Raw genomic sequence first — 22,808 nt, forward strand, 5'->3', positions numbered from 1 at the left:
GACTGAGTGCTCCTCCGCTCTGGGCCGGCGCCGTTCCCGCCGCCCGGCTGAACCAGGGGGCCGGTCCTCCCGTATGTGTTCTCGGGGATCGCGGGCACCCGAGCCCACGGCACGTGGAAGGAGAGCAGTGTGTCGACACCGCCCGACCCTGAACAGCCGCACCGCGGACCGGTCCTGGAGCCGCTCCGGGTCCTGCGCCCCCGCCGCCTGGACAGCCTCGCGGAGCTGATGCGCGAGTTCCACGAGGGGACGGCGGCCGACGCCGGGGCGAGGGCGCCCCAGAGCCGGGGCCCGGCGGACTTCGAGGCCTTCGACGTGGCCTCCGCGGCCGGCACCGGGGGATTCCGCTCCGGCACGGAGGACAAGACCGAGGAACTGCCGCCGGTCACCGACGGCCCGCGCACCGCGCCAGGGGGTCACGGGTACGGCCACAGGACGGGCGCCGCGCCGCCGCGTGCCTTCGGCTTCGGGCCGGGGCTGCGCCGGGCCGCCGTCGTGGTGGCCGTCGGTGCGGCCGCCCTGGTCGGGTTCGGCTGCGCCCTGCTGCTGCCCGGCCGCGAGGGCACCGCCGAGGCCGCCCAGCCGACCGGGTCCGCCACCACGGCACCGGCGACCACGCCGCCGGCCTCCGCCCCGCCGGCCTCCGACACCTCCACCGACCCCGACGGCGCCGGCACCCTCCGCCAGGGCGACTCCGGGCCCGAGGTCGTCGAACTGGAGCAACGCCTCCTGCGCATCCCGGACGTCTACCGCGACGGTTCCACCGGCGGCACCTACGACGCGGCCCTGACGGCCGCTGTGGAACGCTTCCAGGTCTGGTACGGCATCAGCGGCGACGAACGGGGTGTCTACGGTGACGACACCCGCCGCGCCCTGGAGTCCCGCACCAGCCTCACCGGCGGCTGACCGGCGGCCCGGCTACTCCTCGCCGGCCGGCGGCACCCGGATGTCCAGCACGCAGACGTCGTCCCGCCGTTCGCCGGTCAGCATCGCTGCCAGGAGGGCGTCCAGCGAGGCGGGACCGGCGGCCAGGGCGGCCGCGGCCAGGCGGTCCAGTCCGGCGTCGATGTCCTCGCCCGGCCGCTCCACCAGGCCGTCGGTGTACAGCAACAGCCGGTCGCCCGGTTCGAGGCGGAACTCGGCGGACTCGTAGAACGGGTCCACGGACGCGCCGAGCAGCATGCCGGCCGGACGGTCGAGGCGGTAGGCCTTGCCCCCGCGCACCAGCAGGGGCGGCGGGTGGCCCGCCTGCGCCCAGGTGAGCCGCCGCTCGGCGGGGTCGTAGCGGGCGAGGATCAGCGTCGCGGTGGACTGGGCGTCGCGCGAGTGCAGGAGCAGGAAGTTGAGCCGGGCCAGCGCTCCGGTGAGGGAGGACCCGGTGGTCACCATGCCCTTGGCGGTGAACCGCAGCTGGGCCATCGTGGCGACGGCGTCGACACCGTGGCCCGCCACGTCGCCGACCACGAACAACGCGGCGTCGTCGGGCAGTTCGATGGCGCTGAACCAGTCACCGCCGACATGCACCCCCGCCTGGGCGGGCAGATAGGCGACCTCGACGCGCAGCCCGCGCAGCAGCACCGGCTTGCTGGGCAGCGGCAGCAGCGCGTGCTGCAGCCGGGCGGCCAGCGCGCGCTCGGCCTCCAGGACGCCGCGCTGCACGAGGATCGCCCGCTCGCTGTCCACCAGAGCGAGTTCGGCGCTGCGCTGAGCCGTGAGGTCCTGCACGAAGCCGTGCACCTCGACGACCGTGCCGTCCGCGGCGCTCACCGCCTCGGCGACGGCCCGCAGATGGCGTACGGCGTTCCCCGACCTGACCCGGAACGGCACGTCGAACGGGCGCCCGGTGCGGACGAGTTCGGAGACGGCGCGGGCCAGCGCGTGGGCGTCCTCGGGCAGTACCAGGTCCGGCAGCTGGTCCAGGGGCACCGGGCCGCGACCCGGGTCGCGGCCCAGGATGGCGTACACCTGGGGCGACCAGGTGACCTGGCGGGTGACCAGGTTCCAGTTGGCCCAGCCGAGGTTGCCCAGCCGCTGCAGCTCCGACAGCCGCTGCTCCTGTCGCTCCTCGGTGTCGTGCCGCAGCCAGGTCACCAGCAGCCCGTCGCCGAGCCGGGCGGCACGCACCGAGTAGGTGGCGGTCACGGTCACCCCCGCGACGACCTCCTCGTAGACGAACGGCTCGCCCTCGTACGGCTCGCCGCCGAGCGCCTTCAGGTACCCCTGCCACAGCGCCTCGCCGGCGACCGAGGGGTAGCTCTCCAGGATGTGCGAGCCCACCAGCTCGTGGCCGGTGCGGCCGAGGATGTCGACCGCGTTCGGGGTGGCCGCCTCGATGCGGTAGTCCTCCACCTCGCCGGTGGCGGTGCGCAGCGGGGTCAGCAGGACGGTCGCGCCCGGCAGCGCGTCCAGGACCGTCTGGACCGACCGGGACAGCTCCGGGGCGGTCGGCCCGGCAGGTGCGCCCAGGGAGCCGAGCCGGCCCGCGCCCAGCCGGGCCACCGACTGCAGCAGCTCGCGTGCCGCGGGGTCGAAGGGGGCGGCGGGCCGGCGCAGGACGCCGAAGACCGTGTCGGCCCGGGTCGGCACCCAGGCCCGGGACAGCCAGCGCCCGGTCGGCTCGTCGATGAGCTGGAACCTCTGCCGGTCCTCGGGGTAGTGCTCCAGCCAGAGCGGTGCGCCGGACCTCAGCGCCTCCAGCGGGGCGAACCCCCGCAGCGGCGGCACCTGGTGCCACTGGGCGGCGAGCTTCGCGTCCAGCCCCGCGTGTCCGACGAGTTCGATCCCGTCGCTGGGCATCCGGCGGTAGAGCAGCACCGCGTCGGCGTCGACCTCGGGTGCCAGGTGTTCAAGGAGCGTCGTGGCCAGCTCCTGCGGCGAACCGACGTGCAGCAGGGCCTTGCCGAGGCGGCCGAGGAGCTCGGCGGTGCCGGACCCGGCGGCCGACTTCCGGGGGGCGGCCGGGGCGGGCGGTTCGGCCGCCGGGGCACCGGTCGCGGGCGCGGCGGGCATCAGGGCGCCGAGGGTGAGCCAGCACTCCTCGAGCAGCGTGCGGCCACCGGCCTCGGCCCGTTGCCGCAGCGCCTCGTGGGCGGCGTCCGGGGACCAGCCGGTGGTGGCCATCAGGGCGCCCGTGGCGCGCTCCACCGCGACGGACGTGGCCACCTCCTCGCGGAGCCGGTCCAGCTCGGCGCGCTGCCTGGCCACGATCCTGGCCAGTGCTGCCAGCTCGGCGACGGCCCCGGAGTCCAGGGAGGGCACGTACTCGCTCGTCACGGGTCGAGCATGGCACAGGAAGGTGCCTCCGATCACACTGGTGCCCTATCCGTGAAGGATATGGGCATCCGTGGACCGAAATGGTCAGCGGCCGGTGCTGTGCCCGACGAGCGCCTCGGTGACCACGCGCACGCTGCGGGCGATGTGCTGCAGCTGCATGACCTCCGCCGCGTACAGCTTGATGGTGTGCTCGATGACCGACTCCGGCAGGCCCAGCAGGGGCAGTTCGGCGCGCGCGGTCTGCAGTGCGGTGCGCGCCACCCGCACCTCGTGCTGGACCTGGATCTGCGCGTGCCGGGCGAGCAGCACGGGGTGCCGGATCAGCGCCGGGTAGCTGGCGTAGCGGGCCGGCACCAGCTCGCGCAGCCACTTCGCGGCGGAGCGCTCCCAGTCGTAACTGCCCGGTGCCTTGACCTGGCAGGGCCAGTCGGGGCTGATGCGCGCGGTCGTCGTCAGAGTCATGGTCATCGCTTCCGGGTGTGCGGCGTCGTGAGGGTGACCGACGGGGGTCTGGGCGGCTCCGGCCTAGGGGATGGCCGGAGCCGCCGCGGGCGGATCGCACAGGCGATGCCCGTTCGAACACCCCGGGCGCCGACGCGGGTAGGAGACGGCGGCTGGGGGTGTCCGTGCGAGGCCCCGGGCGCCGGCCGTCGGCACTGCTGGTGGTGCTGCGTGCGCATGGGCGGTCCGTCGGCTTTCTCGGGGCGGGTGCGAGCGGTGCGTGCTCGGGTGCGGAACGTGCCCGGAGTGGGCCGGGGGTGATCCGTGAGCAGTATTTATATATGCCGTCCCGTTTGCAAGACGTATGAAAACATTCATGCTCGAAATGAGGTGAATGCTCCGCCTACGCGGTCATGGGGAAGGCGGGAGAGCGGACCCCGGGGTCAGTCCTTGAGGAAGAACTGGTGCTCCTCGGCGACCTGCTCGTACTCCTCCAGGCGCGCCTGGGTGCGCTCCGGGTCGGCGTCGGTCATGGCCTGGAGCAGCGCGGCGGCCATCAGACCGGGCGCCGCGTAGGTGTCGAAGACCAGGCGGGACCCGATGCCGGTGCTGAAGGTGACGTCGGCCTCGTCGGCCAGCGCGCCGAGCGCCTGGTCGGTCACCAGGGCGACCCGCAGCCCCGCCGTGCGCGCCACCCGGATCGCGGTGAGCGTCTCCTGCGCGTGCCGGGGCATGCCGAACGCCAGCACCCAGGTGCCGCCCGCCTCGCGCGACTGCAGCAGCGCGTCGTAGGCCACGCTGCCGCCCCGGGTCACCAGCCGTACGTCGGGGTGGATACGGCGGGCGGCGTAGGCGAAGTACTCGGCCAGCGAGACGGAGATGCGCAGGCCGAGCACGGTCAGCGGGGAGGACTGGGACAGCTCGCGGCCGATCCAGATCACCCGGTCCGGATCGGCGAAGTCCCGCCGCAGGTTCTCCAGGTTCTCGATCTCGGCGTCCACGGCGGCCTGGAGCTCGTTGCTGCGGTGCTCGGTGGCCGCCCCGGTGCCGCCGGCCAGCGTGCGCAGCGCGATCGACTGGAGCCGCTCCCGCAGCGCCGGATAGCCGCTGAAACCGACCGCGCCCGCGAACCGGGTCACCGACGGCTGGCTGACCCCGACCCGCTCGGCGAGGTCGGTGATCGACAGGAAGGCCGCCTCGGTGATGTGGTCGATCAGGTACTGGGCGATGCGGCGCTGACCGGGGGAGAGCCGGGGACCGTCGAAGAGTTCGCGGAGCTGGGAGGTGGGCGCGGCCTCGGCCTCCGGCACCGTTTTGCCCGAGGTGATCGCGGATGCCTGTGCGCGGGCCTGCTGCGGCGATGGCACCGAAGCGCCTCCTTTGTCTCCCACGAGGACTCAACATAGCTCACGGACCGTGGTGACCAGGGGTGGTGCGGTACGCCGGACCGTCCCGGCGGCCGAAGGCTCAGGATGCCGAGCCGGCACCGGGATTGCGCTGCTCACCGGCGACGGATGCGGTGACCGTCGCCGGCGGATCGTGCGGTCACCGCCGGTAGATGGTGATCGAATGACCCACATCATCGACGGGACGGCTGGTGTCGATCAATTCCGCCAGTTCGCCCCGGGCCTTGGCGACCCACGAGTCCGAGACCACCAGCAGGCCGTGCACCCTCCCGGCCGGCACCTTGCGGGGGTCCGCGGCGTGGATGCCGTAGTACGCCGGGACGGCACTTCCCTTGTAGACCAGCCAGATCCGCTCACCGGGGTAGCGCTCCCTGAGCCGGTCGGCGAGCCGGCCCAGGTCCTGCCCCCAGTCCACGTTGGAGTCGTGCAGGTACAGGTGCGTCTTCGCCGGCCCCCCGAACGCCTCGTTGGCGTACGGCAGATACAACGGGAACGTCCGCAGCGAACTCACCGCGACGAACAGCGCCAGCGCCCCGCCCACCGGCCGCGCCCACCGCAGGCGCACCGTCAGGGCCGCGGCCCCGGCCACCGCGAGGAACATCGGCATGAAGACCGCGTACCGCGTCCCGAAGTCCCGCGACCCGGTCATCGCCGAGGCCAGCAGCACGGCCGGCGGCAGCAGCAGGTAGGGCGCGGCGGGCCGCAGCCGCCGTACCGCCACCAGCGCCACGGCACCGGCCGCCCACAGCGCCAGCATCCCGAGCGGGGTCTTCACCAGCAGGGCGGCCGGCAGGTAGTACCAGCGGGAGCCGGTGTAGAGGTGCCCGAACAGATACCCCTGCCAGGGGAGGTCCTCCAGGGCGAACTGCATCCGCATGCCGTCCCGGTAGGAGCGCGGGAAGGGCATCAGGTCGACCAGCAGGCCGCGCAGCCCCCGCACCGGGGTCACGGGCTCGGCGGACAGCAGACGCAGCCGGGGGTCGACCGCCAGGTACGACAGCCACACGACGGCGACCGCCGTCACCGCCACCACGGCCGCGGCCGCCAGGGCGCGCGCCGCGCGCCCCGGACGCGCGCCCCGCACCGACACCACGGCCAGCGCCACGAGCACCGGGATCGCGGGCAGCGCGCTCATCTTGGTGGCCACGGAGGCCCCCAGCGCGGCCCCCGCCAGGGGCAGGTACAGCCGGGGCCGGCGCCGGGCCCGCCACACCAGCCAGGCGGAGGTCAGCACGAACCCGGCCGACGGTACGTCCAGGGTGGCCAGCGAGCCGTGCGCGATGACGTCCGGGGAGAAGCAGTACAGGGTGAGCGCCAGGAGCCCGGCGGCCGTACCGAGGACCTCGCGGGCGAAGGCGAGGACCACCAGGCCGAACAGCAGGGTCAGCGCGATCACCGGCAGCCGCGCCCACAGCATCACCCGCCAGGGGTCGTTGCCCGAGGAGTACAGCAGATGCCGGCCCACCTGACCCTGGTCGCCCCGGTAGGACGGGTCGTAGTGCGGGTCGGCGAGGGCGATGCCGGTCATGATGACGAGCTTGCCGAGCGGTGGGTGCTCGGCGTTGTAGCGCACCCGGTGCTCGTGGAGGTAGTCGGTGGCGGTGGCCACGTAGACCGGCTCGTCGACGGTGGGTGTCTGCTGGACGGCGGTGGTCACCATCGCCACCGCCATCTGGCCGAGCAGCAGCACCGCGAGAACCGGCACCAGCCACCGGCGGCGGGCGCGCAGTGCGGCGGTCAGCCGGGCCGCCAGGGCGGGCCGCGGCGGCGTCCCGGCACCGTCGGGGACGTCGGGGACGTCGGGTTCGAGGACCGACTGCTGTTCGCTTGCCATCATCCGCCCCGCGGGGACACCGGGCCCGCGGTGACGGGAACGATCATGAGCCGCCATGGCCCTACCATCGCACCGTTCCCGCCACCGGGCGCGTCACCGCTTCACGAGTCGTACCGACAGACCGTCCGCCGTGTAGACGGGTACGGCCCGCAGCGTGGCGGAGTTCAGCTCCACGCCGCCGAACTGGCCGCGCAGCCGCGGCGCGGCGACGACCGGCAGCACGCTGCCCGCGGCCGGCGGGTGCTCGGTGTCGAGCGTGAGGGACAGGGTCGTGCCCCTGCCGAGGACCGCCAGGTGCTTCACCGCCAGCGGCGTCCTGCCGCCCTTGGCCAGGGTGACCGCCAGGGTGCCGGCGTCCTGGGTGTAGGTGCCGCGCACGGACAGTTCCGCCGCGACCCGCAGGGTGCCGCCCGTGACCCGGACGTCACCGCGGCCCAGGGCGTCCGCGGAGGCGGCGACCAGGGTGCCCGCGGCCAGCACGGTGCCGCCCCGGTAGCGATTGTCGCCGGTCAGGGTCAGCGTGCCGGTGCCCTGCTTGGTCAGGCCGCCGTGGCCGTCGATGTCGTTGCGCCAGCTGTCGGCCGCCGCGAAGCCGCCGGCCGCCGCGTCCATGGTGACCGTGACGTCGGTGTCGAAGGCGCCGTAGCCGTCCGCCGCGGCGAACAGGTTGAGGCGGCCCCACTGCTCCGGGCCGTCCAGCAGCACGTACCCGGAGGGCAGGCCGGTGGTGCGCAGCACCTCGCGGCGCTGGTCGGCGGTGAGGTACGGCTGACGGGTCTCCAGCAGCACCTCGGCGCCCTTGGGCACGGTGAGCGGGAGGTCGCCGCCCTCGCGGCGCAGGATGTACGTCAGCCGGGGCGTGGCCGCGCGCTCGTTGGCCTCGCGGTCGGCGTACGGGTCGGTCGCGGTGCCGGCCGAGTGGGCGTAGGCGTAGAGGGTGTCGGCGCCGGCGCCGGTCTGCGCCTCGAAGTAGGCGAGCGCCTGGGCGCGGGCGGCCGCCTTCAGGTCGGCGTTGGCCGGGTCCGCGAGGGTGGCGGCGGCCAGGGCGGTGGCCATGATGCGACCGCCGATCACGTCGACCGTGTTGTGCATGCCGGCGACGATCCGGGTGTCGCTCAGCTCCAGGGCCCGGGTGACCAGCTCCTGGAAGCGCTCCGGCACCGCGTACGCGTAGGCCAGGCCCGCCAGGTGGAAGGCGTTGGTGTGGCCGGAGGGGAAACCGCCGTCGTCGGTGGGGGAGGTGCTGCGCTGGCGCAGCAGCTGCGGGGCCACGACCACGTCGGACTCGTAGACCGGGAAGCCGTAGGCGTCGGTCCTGCCGGTGTCGACGACCTCGCTGTCCTCGTTCATGCGCCACGGACGCGGGTACTGGTAGGCGTACTTGGACGGGTTGCCGGAGGCGTAGTTGCCGCGCACCGTGTCGACGAGGGTGGCCACCTTGCCGAGCGCCGAGTCGTGCGAGCCCGCGCCGAGCGCCGCGCCCGCCGGGGCGCCGGCCGGGACGGCGTCGCTGACGGTGGTGGCGGGAGTGCCGTCGGGGGCGCTGGTGATCGAGGTGACCGCGAGGGCACCGGCCTTGTACAGGTCGGCGAGCGGGCCGAGGCCCGCGATCATCGCGTAGCTCTGGTGCTGGCGGTCGTAGAGGAACGCCTTCTTCGCGTCGGCGGCGCTGCGGTTGCGGGTGATCTTCGCGCAGTAGCGCATGTTGGCGCGGAGGATGTCGGCGCGCAGCACGGTGCCGGTGTTCCAGGCGGCCCCGGTCTTCCAGATCCGCGCGAAGCCGCCGAGGATGCGCACCACCGCGTTGGTGTCGGCGGTGAGGTTGGTGCTGATGTTCGTCTTGTAGTCGTCGACGAACGCCAGGGGTGTCGCGGCCTTGGCGTCGGCGGCCGCGAGCCAGCCGACGAAGGTCGGGGCCGCCAGCACACCCGCCGACGCGCCGAGCGAGGTCTTCAGGAATCCCCGTCGGCCGACGGCGGTTCCGCGGGCCGAGGAAGCGGGGTGGTGGCCGGCAGGTGACGGCATGGAGGTGCCTCTCTCGAGTTCTACGGCGCGGCGGCCGGAGGGAGTTGACACGAACGCGCGATGTGCCCGATGTGCGCGAGCAGTTGGGTTCGCGTGGGAAAAGTGGTGAACGAGCGAAGTTCTAGGGCCGGTCCGTGTCCCCTCGACCATCTTCCAACGACCGGAACATGGACCCGAGTTGAACGACAGACTGGTGGTTCGCCGACAACAACCGGCCGGACCTGCGCGTTCGCAGTGCCGAACGGCCCGTGGTCCGGGCGCGCGGGACCTCACGGTCCGGGGGCGGGTCGCGCGCGCCCGGACCACGGGCCGGGGCGGGTTTCTCACCGGATCGATCGCGCCAGCGCCACCGCTCCCTCGACCGGCGGGAGCCGCAGGGGCTGCGGCCGGGCCCGGGGTACGGCCTCGGCGAGCGCGGCGGCGAAGGCGTCGTACAGCCGCGGCTGAGAGAGGATCGTGCCGCCGGCCACCACCACGTCGTCCACGGCGAGGCCGCGGGCGGCGAGCCGGGCCACCAGGCCGGCCAGGGCGCGGCCGCCGTCGGCTATCACGTCCGCGGCGAGCCGGGAACCCGCGTCGGCCGCGGCGAAGAGCACCGGGGCGTGCCGGCCCCACTGGCTGGAGACGTCGGAGGCGCTCTCCAGCGCGGCGCCGAGCGCGGGCACCTCGGCCACCTCGAAGGCGGCGACGAGCCCTCTCGCGAGGGCGTCGGGGGCCTCGCCGCGGTCATGGGCCGCCCAGACCGCGCGAGCGGCCTCCCGGACCAGTCCGGCGGCGCCGCCCTCGTCACCGAGGACCGCGCCCCAGCCGCCCACCTGGACAGGACTGCCGTCGGCCGCCCGGCCGACGGCCACCGAGCCGGTGCCGGCCACCAGGCCGACGCCCTGGTCCAGGCCGGCGGCGGGGACGAGGAGCTCGGCGTCGCCCACCACCCGGACGGGCACGCCGAGAAGGTCCCGCAACGCGGCGGCGATGCCGGCGCACTGGCGGGGGGTCTCACAGGCGTGCCCGCCGACGGCCAGGGCGGCCGGGCGGGTGCCGGGGGGCAGGGCGTCGTGGACGAGGGCGGTCAGCCAGCGGGCCGCGGCGGCGGTGTCGTGCGGCCGCCAGCCGCTGCTCGGGCGGACGTGGTCGGCGACCCGGTCCGCGCCGGCCACGGCGCGGAGCTGGGTCTTGGTGCCGCCGACGTCGACGCCGACCACGAGCGGGGAGGAAGGAGCGTCCTGCACGGATCCTCTTTCGTCGTCTGGGCGAAGAGTGCCGAAGAGCATGGCACCCAGGGCCTGGCGATGGCGGGCGAACCGTGGCTGGCCGAACAGGAGTTGAGCACATAGGGAAGCCCCGGGACGGGCTTCTTGCGGAGCACGGCAGGCGAGTACCGTGTACTTCGTTAGGAAGTTAACTAACGAAGTACAGTGCGTCAAGAGTTGTCGCGGCCTCGATCGACGGGACGCCGTCGAGGCCTGGACCGCGCGGCACCCGCACCGCATCGCCGCATCCCGCCGGACCCGGGGGAGCGCGGCCCCTGACCCCTGGGGGAACTGTGGAACACGTCGTGGCTGAGGCCCCCCGGCTCACCGAGAGCGCCGGCGCGGTCTTCGCCGTGCTGGCCCAGGCCGGCAGCGCCACCCGGCCGCAGCTCGCGAGCCTCGCCGGCCTGTCCAAGCCGACGGTCTCCGCCGCCGTCGCGGAGCTGGAGGGGGCCGGGCTGGCCACCCACTCCGGGACCGCCTCCGGCGGCACCGGCCGCTCCGCCGCCGTCTACGGCCTCGGGCCCGCCTCCGGCTCCGTGCTCGCCGTCGACCTCGGCCCGGCCCGCACCAGGGTGCGCGGCTGCGCCCTGGACGGCACCCTGCTCGCCGAGGCGGACACGCCCCGCGGCTGTGCCGCCGACGCCGTGCGCGAGGCCTTGGCCGCGTTGCCGGCGGGCGCCCCGCTGCGGGCCATCGTCGTCGCCATCGGTGACGTCAGCGCCCCCGGCCGGCCCGGCACCGGGATGCGCCCGGCGACCGCCAAGGCGGGGCCCGTCTTCGACGCGGTCTCCGTCGCCCTGCCGCCGGGCGTGCCGGTCCACCTGGAGAACAACGTGAACTGCGCGGCCCTCGCCGAGCTCCACGAGGGGGCCGCCCGGGGGCGGCGCACCTTCGGCTACCTGCGGATCGGCGTCGGTGTCGGTCTGGGCATCGTCATCGGCGGCCAGGTGCTGCGCGGCGCCAACGGCGCGGCCGGTGAGCTGGCCCGGCTGCCCTACCCCTGGGACGACGACCGGGAGCCCCGCCAGGAGGCCCTGGAGGCGTATGTGGGCTCGCAGGCGCTGCTGCGCCGGGCCGCCCAGGTCTGGCGGGAGGCCGACGGCCCGTGCCCGCGCACCGCCGACCGGCTCTTCGCGCTGGCCGCCGAGGGCCGGGAGTCCGCGCTCGCCGTGGTCGCCCGGCACGCCACCGACGTCGGCCGGCTGGCCGCCGCGGTGGCCGCCGTACTGGACCCGGGGCTGATCGTGCTGGGCGGCAGCACGGGCGCCGACCCGCAGCTGCTGCCCGGGGTGCGGGCCGAGCTGGGGCGGCTGAGCTGGCCCACCGAGGTGGTCAGCAGCCAGATCGGCGATCTCGGTACCGTGGTGGGTGCCGCCCGGCTCGCCGTGGCCAAGGGAGTCCAAACCGTGACCGAAGGCGCGGGGGTGAAGGATTGACGGCCTCCTCATTGGTCTGCCAATGTCCGGACAAGCGCTTTCTAAGTCGGCCGGGACGCCGGCTTGGGGCGAGCCTCCCGCCCGTACGCGACGTACGGCAACCGCACGAGGGCGTGCCCGTGCGGTGACGGCCCAGGCGGCCGGGGACCTCGCTCCGCGTGGACGATGCGGCCGGGCGAGGCCGCGGCCCCGGAAAGTGACTTTTCCTTCACAATGCACCCGTGCCGCTTCAGCCGGTGCCGTGCTCCGTCCGTACGACGAAATGGGATCGAAGATGACCACTGTGGGTGTGCGGCGCTCCCGCCGACTCGGCCGCGGCGGTATGCGCCGCCTGGTTCCTCTCGCTGCCGTGGCCTCGGCAGGTGCCCTGCTGCTCTCCGCCTGCGGGTCGGGGTCCGGCTCGGGCGGGACCTCCAAGTCGCTGACGTTCTGGATCTCCACGGTTCCGGGACAGGACGCGGGCTGGAAGAAGCTGGTGGCGCAGTACAAGAAGGAAGCCGGCGTCACCGTCAAGCTGGTCAACATCCCCTACGACGGCTACACGACGAAGCTGCACAACGCCGCGCAGGCGAACTCCCTGCCCGACGTCGCGGCCGTGCCGTCGCTGGACCCGATCTGGTCGAACAAGCTGCTCGACCTCAGCTCCATCGCCAACAACAAGAGCTACAACATCAACGGCAACTTCCTCGCCAAGGACTCCTCCGGGAAGGTGCTGTCCATACCCTCGGACGTCACCGCCTCCGGCCTGTACATCAACGAGTCGCTGTTCAAGAAGGCGAACGTCTCCTTCCCGACCTCGCCCGACAAGACCTGGACGTGGACCGACTTCATCGCGGCGGCCGACAAGGTCCGCGAGAAGACCGGCGCCAAGTACTCCCTGGCATTCGACCAGTCTCCCTCCCGCCTGCGCGCCATGGTGTACGAGATGGGCGGCAAGTACGTCCACGCGGACTCCTCCGGCAAGTTCTCGGTGGACGACGCGACGAAGAAGGCCGTGAAGACCTTCGTCGGCTGGAACGACGACAAGACCATGCCGAAGTCGGTGTGGACCAGCGGCGCCGACCCGGCGGCGATGTTCCAGAGCGGTGACGTGGTCGCCTACTGGTCCGGCGTGTGGCAGGTCGCCTCCTTCGCGGACAGCATCAAGAAGTTCGACTGGGCGAGCGTCCCGACCCCCGCCCAGCCGGTGCAGGCCAGTGACGTGAACGCCGGCGGCATGATGGTCGGCTTCAACAACAACGGCGCCGGCGCCACCGCCGCGAAGAAGTTCCTGACCTGGATCTACGACCCGAAGCAGTACACCGAGCTGGTGGAGTCCTCCGGCTTCCTCCCGGTCGAGAGCGGTCTGGACCCGAAGTACCCCTTCGACTCCGCGGCGGCTCAGGCGGCGTTCAAGCTGTACAACCAGGAGATCCCGCTGTACGCCCCGATCTCGAGCTACTTCAACAACGCCCAGACCGACTGGGTGCTGAAGGGCAAGAGCCTCACCACCGACCCGACCAAGACGGAGCTCGGCAAGGCGGTCAACGGCCAGGAGTCGTCCGACAAGGCCCTGGAGAACATCGTGGCCGGCTACAACCAGCAGGTCGGCGGCGGATCGTAGGCCAGTGGGCCGGGCGGCGGGCCGAGACTCCGCCGCCCGGCCGCACGCGCGGGCCCACGTGAATGCCGGGCTCATGGCCCGAGCCCACCGGAACCCATTCCACCAGCACGGAGTCAGTAAGATGACCAAACGCGCCTCGGACGTGTCCACGAGTCCGCCCAGGAGACGCAGCAAGTACACCTTTGCGCCGCTCGTCCTCATCGCGGCCAACGTCGTGCTCTTCGCGCTGTTCTTCGTGTGGCCGGCGGTGATCGGGCTCGTCTACTCCTTCACGAACTACACGGGCGTGGGGGCGTTCCAGTTCATCGGCCTGGACAACTACCACCAGCTGTTCGGGGACTCCACCTTCTACGACGCCCTGACCCGGACGCTGCTGTACGCCGTCCTCTTCGTACCGCTGAACTTCGCGGTCTCGCTGCTCGCCGCCAACCTGGTGGTGAGCAAGCACGCCAAGGGCGCGTCGGTGGCGCGCGTCATCTTCTTCATTCCGTGGCTGCTGTCGCCCATCGTGGTGGGTGTCCTGTGGCGGTGGCTGTTCGGTGAGAACTTCGGACTGGTCAACTACGTCATCGAGAAGCTCGGCGGAAGCGCCGTGCCGTGGCAGTCGAACGCGGACCTGTCGCTGCTCGTGGTGGTGATGGCGGCGTCCTGGATGTGGACGGGCTTCACGATGCTGCTGTTCGTCGCGGCGATCAAGAACGTACCGGTGTCGTACTACGAGGCGGCCTCGCTCGACGGCGCCGGCCCGTGGCGCCAGTTCTTCAGCATCACCCTGCCGAGCATCGCGCCCACCTCGTTCATCGTCATCCTGCTCAACACGATCAACGCGATGAAGGAGTACCCGGTGTTCGTCGCCCTCAACAACGGCGGCCCCGGAACCTCGAACAACCTGCTGGTCCAGTACATCTACCAGACCGGCTTCCAACGGGGCCAGATCGGCTACGCGAGCGCCGCGTCGTTCGTGCTCATGCTCATCCTGATGGCCGTCGCGATCATCCAGCTGATCGTCAACCGGCGGGTGGAGAACCGATGACAACGACAGACATCCCACGCCCGGCCGAAAAGCGTTCCGGACCGGCCCTCTCCAGGAAGCGGTCCCGCGGCCCCGCCACCGGCGGGCTGCGACAGGCGGTGTCCGCGACGACCCTGCTGTGGATCCTCGCCTGCCTCTACGGGCTGCCGGTGCTGTGGTTCATCCTCAGCTCCCTCAAGCCGGCCAGCGACCTGTTCTCCTATCCGCTGTCGCTGGTCCCGCACCACCCCACCCTGTCCGGTTACCTCACCGCCTGGCGCAGCGCCAACTTCTCGCAGTACTTCATCAACACGACCCTCGTGTGCGTGATCACGACGATCCTCACGGTGGGAGTCAGCTGCTGCACCGGATACGCGCTGGCCAAGTACGACAACAGGTGGCTGAAGGCCTTCTTCCTCTGCATCCTCGCCACCACGATGCTGCCCGGCGAGGTCATGCTCGCCCCCGAGTTCCTGGTCGTCCGCAACCTCGGCCTCTACAACTCCTTCGCCGGCATCATCCTCCCGGCCGTGCTCACCGCGACCGGATGCTTCATGTTCCGCCAGTTCTTCCTGACGGTCCCCGACGAACTCGTGGAAGCGGCCCGCATCGACGGCGCCCGCGAACTGTCGATCTTCCTGCGGATCATGGTGCCGCTCTCCCGGCCCATCGTGCTCACGCTCGCCATCCTGTCCTTCCAGTGGCGGTGGAACGACTACATCTGGCCGCTGCTGATGCTCAACGACCCCAACAAGTTCACGGTGCAGATCGGCATCCAGAGCATCGTCGGCGCACAGAACATCAACTGGTCGGTCCTGCTCGGCGCGTCCGTCATCTCCATGATCCCGCTGATCGTGATCTTCCTGGTCTTCCAGCGCTACGTCATGAGCGCCGACATCAACGCCGGACTGAAGGACTGACGTGCCCGCCTCGCTCGACCACGAGTTCGTCCGCGCGGCGGCCGGCGCCGCCGACCGGTGGGCCGCCCCGCTGACGTCCGGCTCCGGCGAGGACCTTGCCGCGGTGACCCACCGCACGCTGGCCCGCCGGGTGAAGACCCTGATCGCGGCCTACCGTTCCCCGGACTCGGCCCTGCACGCCAGTGGCCGGGCCGTCGCCGCCATGACGGACCACCTCCGCGCCCTGCGGGCCGCGCAGACACCCACCGGCCTCTTCGCCGGCGGCGACAACGTGCAGTCGCCGCCGGACTCCGCGTTCACCGTCAACGACGTGTGCGACGCGCATGTCCTCGCCGCCGGCGCCGGGCCGGACCTGCGCGACGTCACGGCCGCGCTCGCCGAGATCGCCGGCGCGGCTTCCGAGAGCCTCCGCACGGGCGGGGTGCACACCCCGAACCACCGCTGGGAACTGTGCGCGGCGCTGGCCCGGCTGCACCGGTCGTTCCCGGACGACCGGCTGCTCGACCGCGTGGCGCAGTGGCTCGCCGAGGGCGTCGACATCGACGCGGAGGGGCTGTACTCGGAGCGCAGCGCCAACTACGCGGTGCACGTGTCCAACCCGTCGCTGCTGCTCCTGGCCGACGTCCTCGGCCGCCCCGACCTGCGGGACGCGGTGGAACGCAACCTCGCCACGACCCTGGACCTCATCAGGCCGGACGGCACGGTGGAGACGGTCCACTCGCGGCGTCAGGACCAGAGCCACCCGTTCCCGCTGGCGCCCTACCTGGCGCACTTCCGGCTGCTCGCGGTCCGCACCGGCCGGGGTGACTTCAGCCGGGCGGCGCGGCTGGCGGCGGCCGGCGGCATCGGCGACCCCGACCTGCTCGCCCAGACCCTCCTCACCCCCGACCTGGCCTGCGCGCTGCCGGCGCCGGCACCGGAACCCCTGGCCCGGCACCGGTACATCACCACGGCCCGCCTGGCCGCACGGGCCTCCGCCACCGCGCACAGCGTCCTGTACGGCGGCTCGGACGTGCCCGAGCAGCGGCTCATCCGCTCGGGCCTCGCCTGCAACCCCACCTTCCTGCGCCTGTTCGCCGGTGACGCCGTCCTCGACGCGGTCCGCCTCTCACGGGGTTTCTTCGACCTGGGCCCGTTCCGCGCCGCCGACATGCGCCAGACCGCCGAGAACCGCTACCTGCTCACCGAAACACTTACGGCCGCCTACTACCAGCCGCTCCCGCCGGACCTGCGACGGGACGACGCCGCCTACCGGCTGGCGGACGAGGGCCGCTTCTCGGCCGCGATGGCCTTCCCGGACCGGCCCCGGGACGAGGTCGCGCACACGACGCTCGTCGAGGTGGACCTGCGGGACGACGGCGCCGACCTGCGGATCGACATCAGCGGGCCACGGGTGCCCTGGGCCCTGGAACTGACCTTCCGGCCGGGGGGCGTGCCCCGGGGCGCCGTACCGATCGGCGACGGACGCTGGTGTCTGACCACCGCGCCGATGACCTACCGGACCGGCGACGACGAGATCCTGGTCGAGGCCGGCGTCGAGGCGGGCGAGCCGCTCGCGGGGCCGGACCGGGGCGACGTCCTGCGGTACGACCCGGGGCAGGACCACACCCTGGTGGGCGGCACCGACGCGACGACCGGGAACCACGTCTACCTCGGCGGCCACGGCCCGGCCGTCCTGACCGTCGCGCTGCGCGCCCGCCGCTCCCAGCCCGGCCTCCGCCCCTGACCCGCCCCGCCACGGCCGCCTCCGGAACGAAGGGCTGACCACCTCCCATGCACCTGCCGCGCCAGCTCGGCCCGCTGCACGACCTGCCGGACACACCCGAGGCGTACGACACGGTCCTCGCCGACGTCGTGGCGCAGGCCCTGGCCCGCCTCACCCCCGAGGGCAACCTGGAACACCCCGACGCCGACGACGACATCGGCGACACCTCCCTCGGCGTCACCTCCCTGCTGGCCCTCGCCTGGCAGCGCTCCAGGGACCCGCGGCTGCCGGAGGCGGTGCGCCGCAGCCTCGCCTTCCACCTGCGCGAGCGGGTCTACACCGAGGACAACCCCGGCTACCCGAACCTCACGGTCCGCGACTCCGGCCTGCCGTACGCCCGTTACGTTCTCCAGGCGGGCGCCCACCCGATCGGGGACTGGCCCAGCACGGTGTGGGCGCTGCTCCAGGCCGTGAACATCCTGGACCTCGCGGACGGCCTGGTCGACGAGGAACAGCGCACACGGCTCGTCGAGGTGAGCCACGGCTACTGGCGCTGGCTGACGGAGGCGACCTTCTTCAACCCGCAGGAGGCCGGCAACCAGGCGATCGGGTGCGTGGTCGGCGGACTGATGCTGGCCCGCCATCTTCCGCCGGAGCAGGGGGAGCCGGTCAGGGCGCGGGCGCTCGCCCTGTACCGCGGCCGGATCCGGGCCCACCGGGTCCTGGACCGGGGCGCCCTGCTGCCGCCCGAGCACGGCGGCGCCTACGACAACAACTACGGCCCGATCTCGCTGTCGTTCCTCGCACAGGCCCACCGGGTCAGCGGCGCCGAGATGTTCGCCGAGGACGGCGACGCCCTCGCCCGCTACCTCGACGCCCGCCTGCCGAGCGGCGGCTTCGACAACGGCGGTCCGCGCTACAGCGAACAGCACTCCGGGTTCGAGTCGGTGCTCGGCCTGCGCTACTTCGGCGCCCGGATCGGCTCCGACCTGGGCCGCTACCGGGGCGACACCCACTGGGGCCGGCACGCGGTCAGGGCGGACGGCGGGGTCGACGGGCACTTCGCCTGGATGCTCGTCTGGCAGATCCAGGACACCACCCCCTGGCACCGCGCCCCGTCCACCGCCCCGGCCCGCCATCAACTCCGCGCCGGCACCGTGTCGGTGGCCTTCGACAGCCGCATGACCCCGTCACTGGTCGAGGCCGGCGGCACCTACTGGCTCCCGGCGGCGATCAACCGGCAGCACGGGTTCGGACCGGTCCTGGACGGCTTCCTGTACTGCCGGCCGATGGGCGAGGTCCGCGTCCGGGACGTGCGCGCCGACGGCCTGGCCGCCAAGCTGGTGAGCAAGCCGGTGGTGGGGCGCGATCACGTGCTGCGCCACGTGCGGTCCCTGTACGTCACGGACGGCACCCGGCTGTGGGTGACGGTGGCCCTGGAGCGACTCGACGGGGCGCCGTACCTGATGGCCGGGCTGCCGTACGCGGCGGACGACGGTGACCGGGTGCGCCGGGTCGCCGAGGGCGAGGTCGCCTCGGCGGGCGCACTGCGCCTCACGCATCCCGCCGAGCCGGGGGCCGACCGATTCGACGCGCGCGCCGAACTCACCCAGGAACAGGCGGCGTTCGCCCTGGCCGCCGACCCGCGCGGCTACGGCAACCCGGACGAGGGCTGGCGCCATCTGGTCGCCTCCACGGCCTACGAAGCCGAACCGGCGCCGGGCGCACCGGAGCACCTGCACGTGTTCGCGGTGCGGTACGGACCCGGCGGTGACTTCACTCCGTCGTTCGAGGGCGACCTGACCGTGCGCACCGAGGCGTTCACGGCCGTCTTCGGCGCCGAGGACGCCAACGGCGAGCCTGAACTGACTCTCACTGTCCGCTGAGCGCCTGACCGGCAGCGCCGTGCCAGGCCGCCTGTCGGCCGCGGCGCCGTGGTGGCTGGTCGCGCAGTTCCCCGCGCCCCTTACGGGGCGCTGTCCGACGCCGGTGCTGAGGGCTCGGTCGGCGCCCGGCAGTGCCCCGGCATGCCGTCGGTCGGCTGCTGCGCGGTGGTGGCTGGTCGCGCAGTTCCCGCGCCCCTTACGGGGCGCTGTCCAGCGCTGTTTGCGGCACTGTCAGGTCCGCTCGGTGGCGGGTGGTGGCGACCAGGGCGGCGTTGAGCTGATCGGTGCGGGCCACCCAGGCCATCGCCTCCTCGTGCCCCTTGCCGAACTGCTCGTGCCGGGCGACCAGCCGCCGTACCCGCTCCGCCTCGTCCGTCTCGCAGAACCACACCTCGTCCAGGGCCGGCCGCACCCGCGCCCACGATCCGTCCGTCAGCAGCAGGTAGTTGCCCTCCGTCACCACCAGCCGAGTCGTCGGCGGGACGGGGATCGCGCCCGCGAGCGGCTGCTCAAGGACCCGCTCGAAGCTCGGCGCGTACACCACGACGTCCGTCTCCGCGCGCAGCCGCCGCAGCAGCGCCGCGTACCCGGCCGCGTCGAAGGTCGCCGGCGCCCCCTTGCGGTCCCGCAGCCCGAGGCGGTCCAGTTCCACGTCGGCCAGGTGGAAGCCGTCCATGGGCACGTGCGCGGCCCACGGCTCGCCGGAGCCGTTCAGCTCCCGCACCAGACGCTCGGCGAGGGTCGTCTTGCCGGCACCGGGGCTGCCCGCGATGCCGAGGATCGCGCGCGGACCGCGTCCGGCGAGCGTACGGGCGCGGGCGAGGAGGTCGTCGAAAGTCAGCGGCACGCAAAAAGTGTGACACCGGGCCCGGAATGTGGCGGGCGCCACCCCCTGGAAGCCGTCCGCTGGGGAAGATGCCGGACATGACTGCACTCGGGCTGCCCGACACCATCCAGGCCTGTCTCTTCGATCTCGACGGGGTCGTCACCAAGACGGCCGTCGTGCACGCCGCGGCCTGGAAGGAGACCTTCGACGCCTTCCTGCGCGGCCACGAGGGACAGCGGCCCTTCGACCCGGTCGCCGACTACGACGAGTACGTCGACGGACGCCCCCGCGCCGACGGAGTCCGCGCCTTCCTCGGCTCCCGCGGCATCCAGCTGCCCGAGGGCACCCCGGACGACCCACCGGACGCCCCGACCGTGCACGGCCTCGGCAACCGCAAGAACGAACTGCTGCTGGAGAAGATCCGCACCGACGGGGTCGAGGCCTACGAGGGCACCCTGCGCTACCTGGAGGCGGTCCTCGCGCACGGGCTGCGCACCGCGATCGTCTCCTCCAGCGCCAACTGCCGTGACGTGCTGCGCTCGATCGGCGCCGAGCACTTCTTCGACGTCCGTATCGACGGGGTCGTGGCCGCCGAGCGCCGACTGCCCGGCAAGCCGCACCCCGACACCTTCCTCGCCGCCGCCCACGACCTCGGGGTCGAACCCGCGTCAGCCGCCGTCTTCGAGGACGCCCTCGCCGGCATGGACGCGGGCCGCGCGGGCCGGTTCGGGTACGTCGTCGGCGTGGACCGCGTCGGGCAGACGGACGCCCTGTACGCACACGGCGCGGACACCGTCGTCAAGGACCTCGCCGAGCTGGGAGGCAAGGAGTGATCACCCAACGGTCGTACGCCGTCGAACCCTGGACGGTCCGCGAGACCGCGCTCAACCTGGACGTGCTCGCGCAGAGCGAGTCGGTGTTCGCGCTGTCCAACGGACACGTCGGCTGGCGCGGCAACCTCGACGAGGGCGAACCGCACGGTCTGCCCGGCAGCTACCTCAACGGCGTGCACGAGGTGCACCCGCTGCCGTACGCCGAGGCCGGGTACGGCTACCCCGAGTCCGGGCAGACCGTCATCAACGTCACCAACGGCAAGATCCTTCGGCTGCTGGTCGACGACGAGCCCTTCGACCTGCGCTACGGCCGCCTCACCGCCCACGAGCGGGTCCTCGACCTGCGCCGGGGCGTGCTGGAGCGGACCTGCGAGTGGACCTCGCCGGCCGGCTCCACCGTGCGGGTCCGCTCCACCCGGCTGGTCTCGCTGACCCAGCGGGCGATCGCCGCAGTCACCTACGAGGTGGAGGCCGTCGACCGGAGCTGCCGGATCGTGGTCCAGTCCGAACTTGTCGCCAACGAGCAGCTCCCGGGGTCCAACGGCGACCCGCGTGCCGCCATGGCGCTGGAGTCGGCGCTGGAGCCCGAGGACAGCTTCGCCGCCGGGCACCGGCTGCGCCTCGTGCACCGCACCCGCCGCAGCGGCCTGCGGGTCGCGGTCGCGGCCGACCACACCGTCGCCGGCCCCGAGCGGACCTCGACCCATGCCGAGAGCGGTGCGGACGTGGCCCGGTTCACCGTGACCTCCGTGCTGGAGCCGGGACAGCGGCTGCGGGTGGAGAAGTTCGTCGCCCACGGCTGGTCCGGGGTGCGCTCGCTGCCCGCCATGGCCGACCAGGTCGACGCCGCCCTCGCGGCCGCCGCCCACGAGGGCTGGCGGGGCCTGGCCGACGAACAGCGCGGCTACCTGGACGACTTCTGGTCCCACGCCGACGTGGAGGTGGACGGCGACGAGGAGGTTCAGCAGGCCGTCCGCTTCGCCCTCTTCCACGTGCTCCAGGCGGGGGCCCGTGCCGAACAGCGGGCGATACCCGCCAAGGGCCTGACCGGCTCCGGGTACGACGGGCACGCCTTCTGGGACACCGAGATGTTCGTGCTGCCCGTCCTCACCCACACCGCCCCCGGCGCCGTCGCCGAGGCGCTGCGCTGGCGGTACAACACCCTGCCGGCCGCCCGGGAACGTGCCGCCCAGCTCGGTCTGGACGGGGCCGCGTTCCCTTGGCGGACCATCGCCGGCTCGGAGGGCTCGGCCTACTGGCCGGCCGGCACCGCCGCCTTCCACGTCAACGCCGACGTCGCCGACGCGGTGGTCCGCTATGTCGCGGCCACCGGCGACACCGACTTCGAACGGGACGCCGGCGTCGAACTGCTCGTGGAGACCGCCCGGCTCTGGCGCTCGCTCGGCCACCACGACAGCCGCGGCGCCTTCCACATCGACGGCGTCACCGGCCCCGACGAGTACAGCGCGGTCGCCGACGACAACACGTACACCAACCTGATGGCCCGCGCGAACCTGCTGGCCGCCGCCGACGCCGTCGAACGCCACCCGGACCAGGCCGCCCGGCTCGGCGTCGACGCGGAGGAGTCGGCGGCCTGGCGGGACGCCGCCGAGGCCGTGCACATCCCCTACAACCACGAACTCGGCGTCCACGAACAGCACGCCGGGTTCACCCGGTACCAGCGCTGGGACTTCGAGAACACCCGTCCCGAGCAGTACCCGCTGCTGCTGAACTTCCCCTACTTCGACCTCTACCGCAAACAGGTCGTCAAGCAGGCGGACCTGGTGCTGGCGATGTACACCTGCGAGGAGTACTTCGACGAGGAGCACATCGCCCGCAACTTCGCCTACTACGAGCCGCTGACCGTCCGCGACTCCTCGCTGTCCGCCTGCTGCCAGGCCGTGGTGGCCGCCCAGGCCGGTCATCTGAGCCTGGCCTACGCGTACACCGCGGAGGCGGCGCTGATGGACCTCGACGACCTGGAGCACAACACCCGCGACGGACTCCACATCGCCTCCCTCGCCGGGACCTGGATGGCCCTGGTGGCCGGCTTCGGCGGGCTGCGCCACTACGACGACGGCGCCCGCTTCGCCCCCCGGCTGCCGGAACGGCTGCGCCGCCTCGCCTTCAGCCTCCAGCTGCGCGGCAGCAGGCTGCGGGTGGAGATAGGCGCCGACAAGGCGACGTACACCCTGCTGGACGGGCCGCCGCTGACGGTGTACCACCACGGCGAGCCGGTGACGGTCGGCACGGAGAGCCCGGCGGTGCGGGCGATACCCCCGACCAGGCCGGGCCCGCCCCCGGCCCAGCCCCCACACCGCGCCCCGACCCGACCGACCTGAGCCCCCGCGCCCC

Annotated in this window: 16 protein-coding genes; 9 read left to right on the forward strand and 7 right to left on the reverse strand. The window is 73.1% G+C overall.

Going from position 1 to position 22,808, the window contains the following annotated elements:
• Positions 1-129: 129 nt before the first annotated feature.
• Entirely contained in the window at positions 130-906 is a 777-nt protein-coding gene (locus AB0M11_RS33065; RefSeq protein ID WP_365711807.1) for a peptidoglycan-binding protein, read from the forward strand.
• Positions 907-918: 12 nt separating this feature from the next.
• Here AB0M11_RS33065 and AB0M11_RS33070 read toward each other — a convergent pair whose 3' ends face one another.
• The 6 genes from AB0M11_RS33070 to AB0M11_RS33095 all read right to left on the reverse strand — a co-directional run bounded on the left by AB0M11_RS33070 (position 919) and on the right by AB0M11_RS33095 (position 10,208).
• Positions 919-3,273: a SpoIIE family protein phosphatase gene (locus AB0M11_RS33070; protein WP_365711808.1), complete on the reverse strand. Its 2,355-nt coding sequence runs from the start codon at positions 3,271-3,273 to the stop codon at positions 919-921.
• Positions 3,274-3,357: 84 nt separating this feature from the next.
• Positions 3,358-3,741 (reverse strand): hypothetical protein, encoded by a 384-nt coding sequence (locus AB0M11_RS33075; RefSeq protein ID WP_362600302.1) that lies wholly within the window; start codon positions 3,739-3,741, stop codon positions 3,358-3,360.
• A 416-nt stretch (positions 3,742-4,157) separates the two neighbouring features.
• Positions 4,158-5,081 (reverse strand): MurR/RpiR family transcriptional regulator, encoded by a 924-nt coding sequence (locus AB0M11_RS33080; RefSeq protein ID WP_365711809.1) that lies wholly within the window; start codon positions 5,079-5,081, stop codon positions 4,158-4,160.
• Between the two features lie 178 nt (positions 5,082-5,259).
• Complete coding sequence (locus AB0M11_RS33085) at positions 5,260-6,957, reverse strand: phospholipid carrier-dependent glycosyltransferase (RefSeq protein WP_365711811.1); 1,698 nt, start codon at positions 6,955-6,957, stop codon at positions 5,260-5,262.
• Positions 6,958-7,047: 90 nt separating this feature from the next.
• The gene (locus tag AB0M11_RS33090) at positions 7,048-8,979 is read right to left on the reverse strand and encodes a phosphatase PAP2 family protein (RefSeq protein WP_365711812.1); all 1,932 of its coding nucleotides are present in this window, start codon (positions 8,977-8,979) and stop codon (positions 7,048-7,050) included.
• A gap of 323 nt (positions 8,980-9,302) precedes the next feature.
• On the reverse strand, positions 9,303-10,208 hold the full coding sequence (locus AB0M11_RS33095) for a BadF/BadG/BcrA/BcrD ATPase family protein (protein ID WP_365711813.1): 906 nt from the start codon (positions 10,206-10,208) through the stop codon (positions 9,303-9,305).
• Positions 10,209-10,534: 326 nt separating this feature from the next.
• Between AB0M11_RS33095 and AB0M11_RS33100 the strand changes: the two genes are divergently transcribed.
• From AB0M11_RS33100 to AB0M11_RS33125, 6 genes are all read left to right on the forward strand, one after another.
• Positions 10,535-11,668 carry an ROK family transcriptional regulator gene (locus AB0M11_RS33100; protein WP_365711814.1) on the forward strand — a complete coding sequence of 378 codons (1,134 nt, stop codon included), beginning with the start codon at positions 10,535-10,537 and terminating at the stop codon, positions 11,666-11,668.
• Positions 11,669-11,942: 274 nt separating this feature from the next.
• Positions 11,943-13,271, forward strand: coding sequence for an extracellular solute-binding protein (locus tag AB0M11_RS33105; RefSeq protein WP_365711815.1), 1,329 nt, complete (start codon positions 11,943-11,945; stop codon positions 13,269-13,271).
• A 121-nt stretch (positions 13,272-13,392) separates the two neighbouring features.
• The gene (locus tag AB0M11_RS33110; RefSeq protein WP_365711816.1) at positions 13,393-14,304 is read left to right on the forward strand and encodes a sugar ABC transporter permease; all 912 of its coding nucleotides are present in this window, start codon (positions 13,393-13,395) and stop codon (positions 14,302-14,304) included.
• Positions 14,301-15,203: a carbohydrate ABC transporter permease gene (locus tag AB0M11_RS33115; protein ID WP_365711817.1), complete on the forward strand. Its 903-nt coding sequence runs from the start codon at positions 14,301-14,303 to the stop codon at positions 15,201-15,203. Before AB0M11_RS33110 ends, AB0M11_RS33115 begins: the two co-directional genes overlap by 4 nt.
• Before the next feature lies 1 nt (position 15,204).
• Positions 15,205-16,929 (forward strand): hypothetical protein, encoded by a 1,725-nt coding sequence (locus AB0M11_RS33120; RefSeq protein ID WP_365711818.1) that lies wholly within the window; start codon positions 15,205-15,207, stop codon positions 16,927-16,929.
• A gap of 47 nt (positions 16,930-16,976) precedes the next feature.
• On the forward strand, positions 16,977-18,794 hold the full coding sequence (locus AB0M11_RS33125) for a hypothetical protein (RefSeq protein ID WP_365711819.1): 1,818 nt from the start codon (positions 16,977-16,979) through the stop codon (positions 18,792-18,794).
• A 196-nt stretch (positions 18,795-18,990) separates the two neighbouring features.
• Here the strand turns inward: AB0M11_RS33125 and AB0M11_RS33130 are convergent, their stop codons facing one another.
• On the reverse strand, positions 18,991-19,641 hold the full coding sequence (locus AB0M11_RS33130) for a nucleoside/nucleotide kinase family protein (protein WP_365711820.1): 651 nt from the start codon (positions 19,639-19,641) through the stop codon (positions 18,991-18,993).
• Between the two features lie 77 nt (positions 19,642-19,718).
• Here AB0M11_RS33130 and AB0M11_RS33135 point away from each other — a divergent pair, with 77 nt between their 5' ends.
• The gene (locus AB0M11_RS33135; RefSeq protein WP_365711821.1) at positions 19,719-20,453 is read left to right on the forward strand and encodes a beta-phosphoglucomutase family hydrolase; all 735 of its coding nucleotides are present in this window, start codon (positions 19,719-19,721) and stop codon (positions 20,451-20,453) included.
• Entirely contained in the window at positions 20,450-22,795 is a 2,346-nt protein-coding gene (locus AB0M11_RS33140; protein ID WP_365711822.1) for a glycosyl hydrolase family 65 protein, read from the forward strand. The genes AB0M11_RS33135 and AB0M11_RS33140 overlap by 4 nt, the downstream gene beginning before the upstream one ends.
• Positions 22,796-22,808 lie beyond the last annotated feature (13 nt).

It is taken from the genome of Streptomyces sp. NPDC051987 (genome assembly GCF_040680735.1).
In the GTDB taxonomy this organism is placed as follows: Bacteria; Actinomycetota; Actinomycetes; order Streptomycetales; family Streptomycetaceae; genus Streptomyces.

Excerpts from the sequence above, each read along its gene's own strand:
- AB0M11_RS33075 (WP_362600302.1), bottom strand. The coding sequence starts at position 3,741 with ATGACCATGACTCTGACGACGACCGCGCGCATCAGCCCCGACTGGCCC.
- AB0M11_RS33085 (WP_365711811.1), bottom strand. The coding sequence starts at position 6,957 with ATGATGGCAAGCGAACAGCAGTCGGTCCTCGAACCCGACGTCCCCGAC.
- AB0M11_RS33090 (WP_365711812.1), bottom strand. The coding sequence starts at position 8,979 with ATGCCGTCACCTGCCGGCCACCACCCCGCTTCCTCGGCCCGCGGAACC.
- AB0M11_RS33105 (WP_365711815.1), top strand. The coding sequence starts at position 11,943 with ATGACCACTGTGGGTGTGCGGCGCTCCCGCCGACTCGGCCGCGGCGGT.
- AB0M11_RS33110 (WP_365711816.1), top strand. The coding sequence starts at position 13,393 with ATGACCAAACGCGCCTCGGACGTGTCCACGAGTCCGCCCAGGAGACGC.
- AB0M11_RS33115 (WP_365711817.1), top strand. The coding sequence starts at position 14,301 with ATGACAACGACAGACATCCCACGCCCGGCCGAAAAGCGTTCCGGACCG.
- AB0M11_RS33125 (WP_365711819.1), top strand. The coding sequence starts at position 16,977 with ATGCACCTGCCGCGCCAGCTCGGCCCGCTGCACGACCTGCCGGACACA.
- AB0M11_RS33135 (WP_365711821.1), top strand. The coding sequence starts at position 19,719 with ATGACTGCACTCGGGCTGCCCGACACCATCCAGGCCTGTCTCTTCGAT.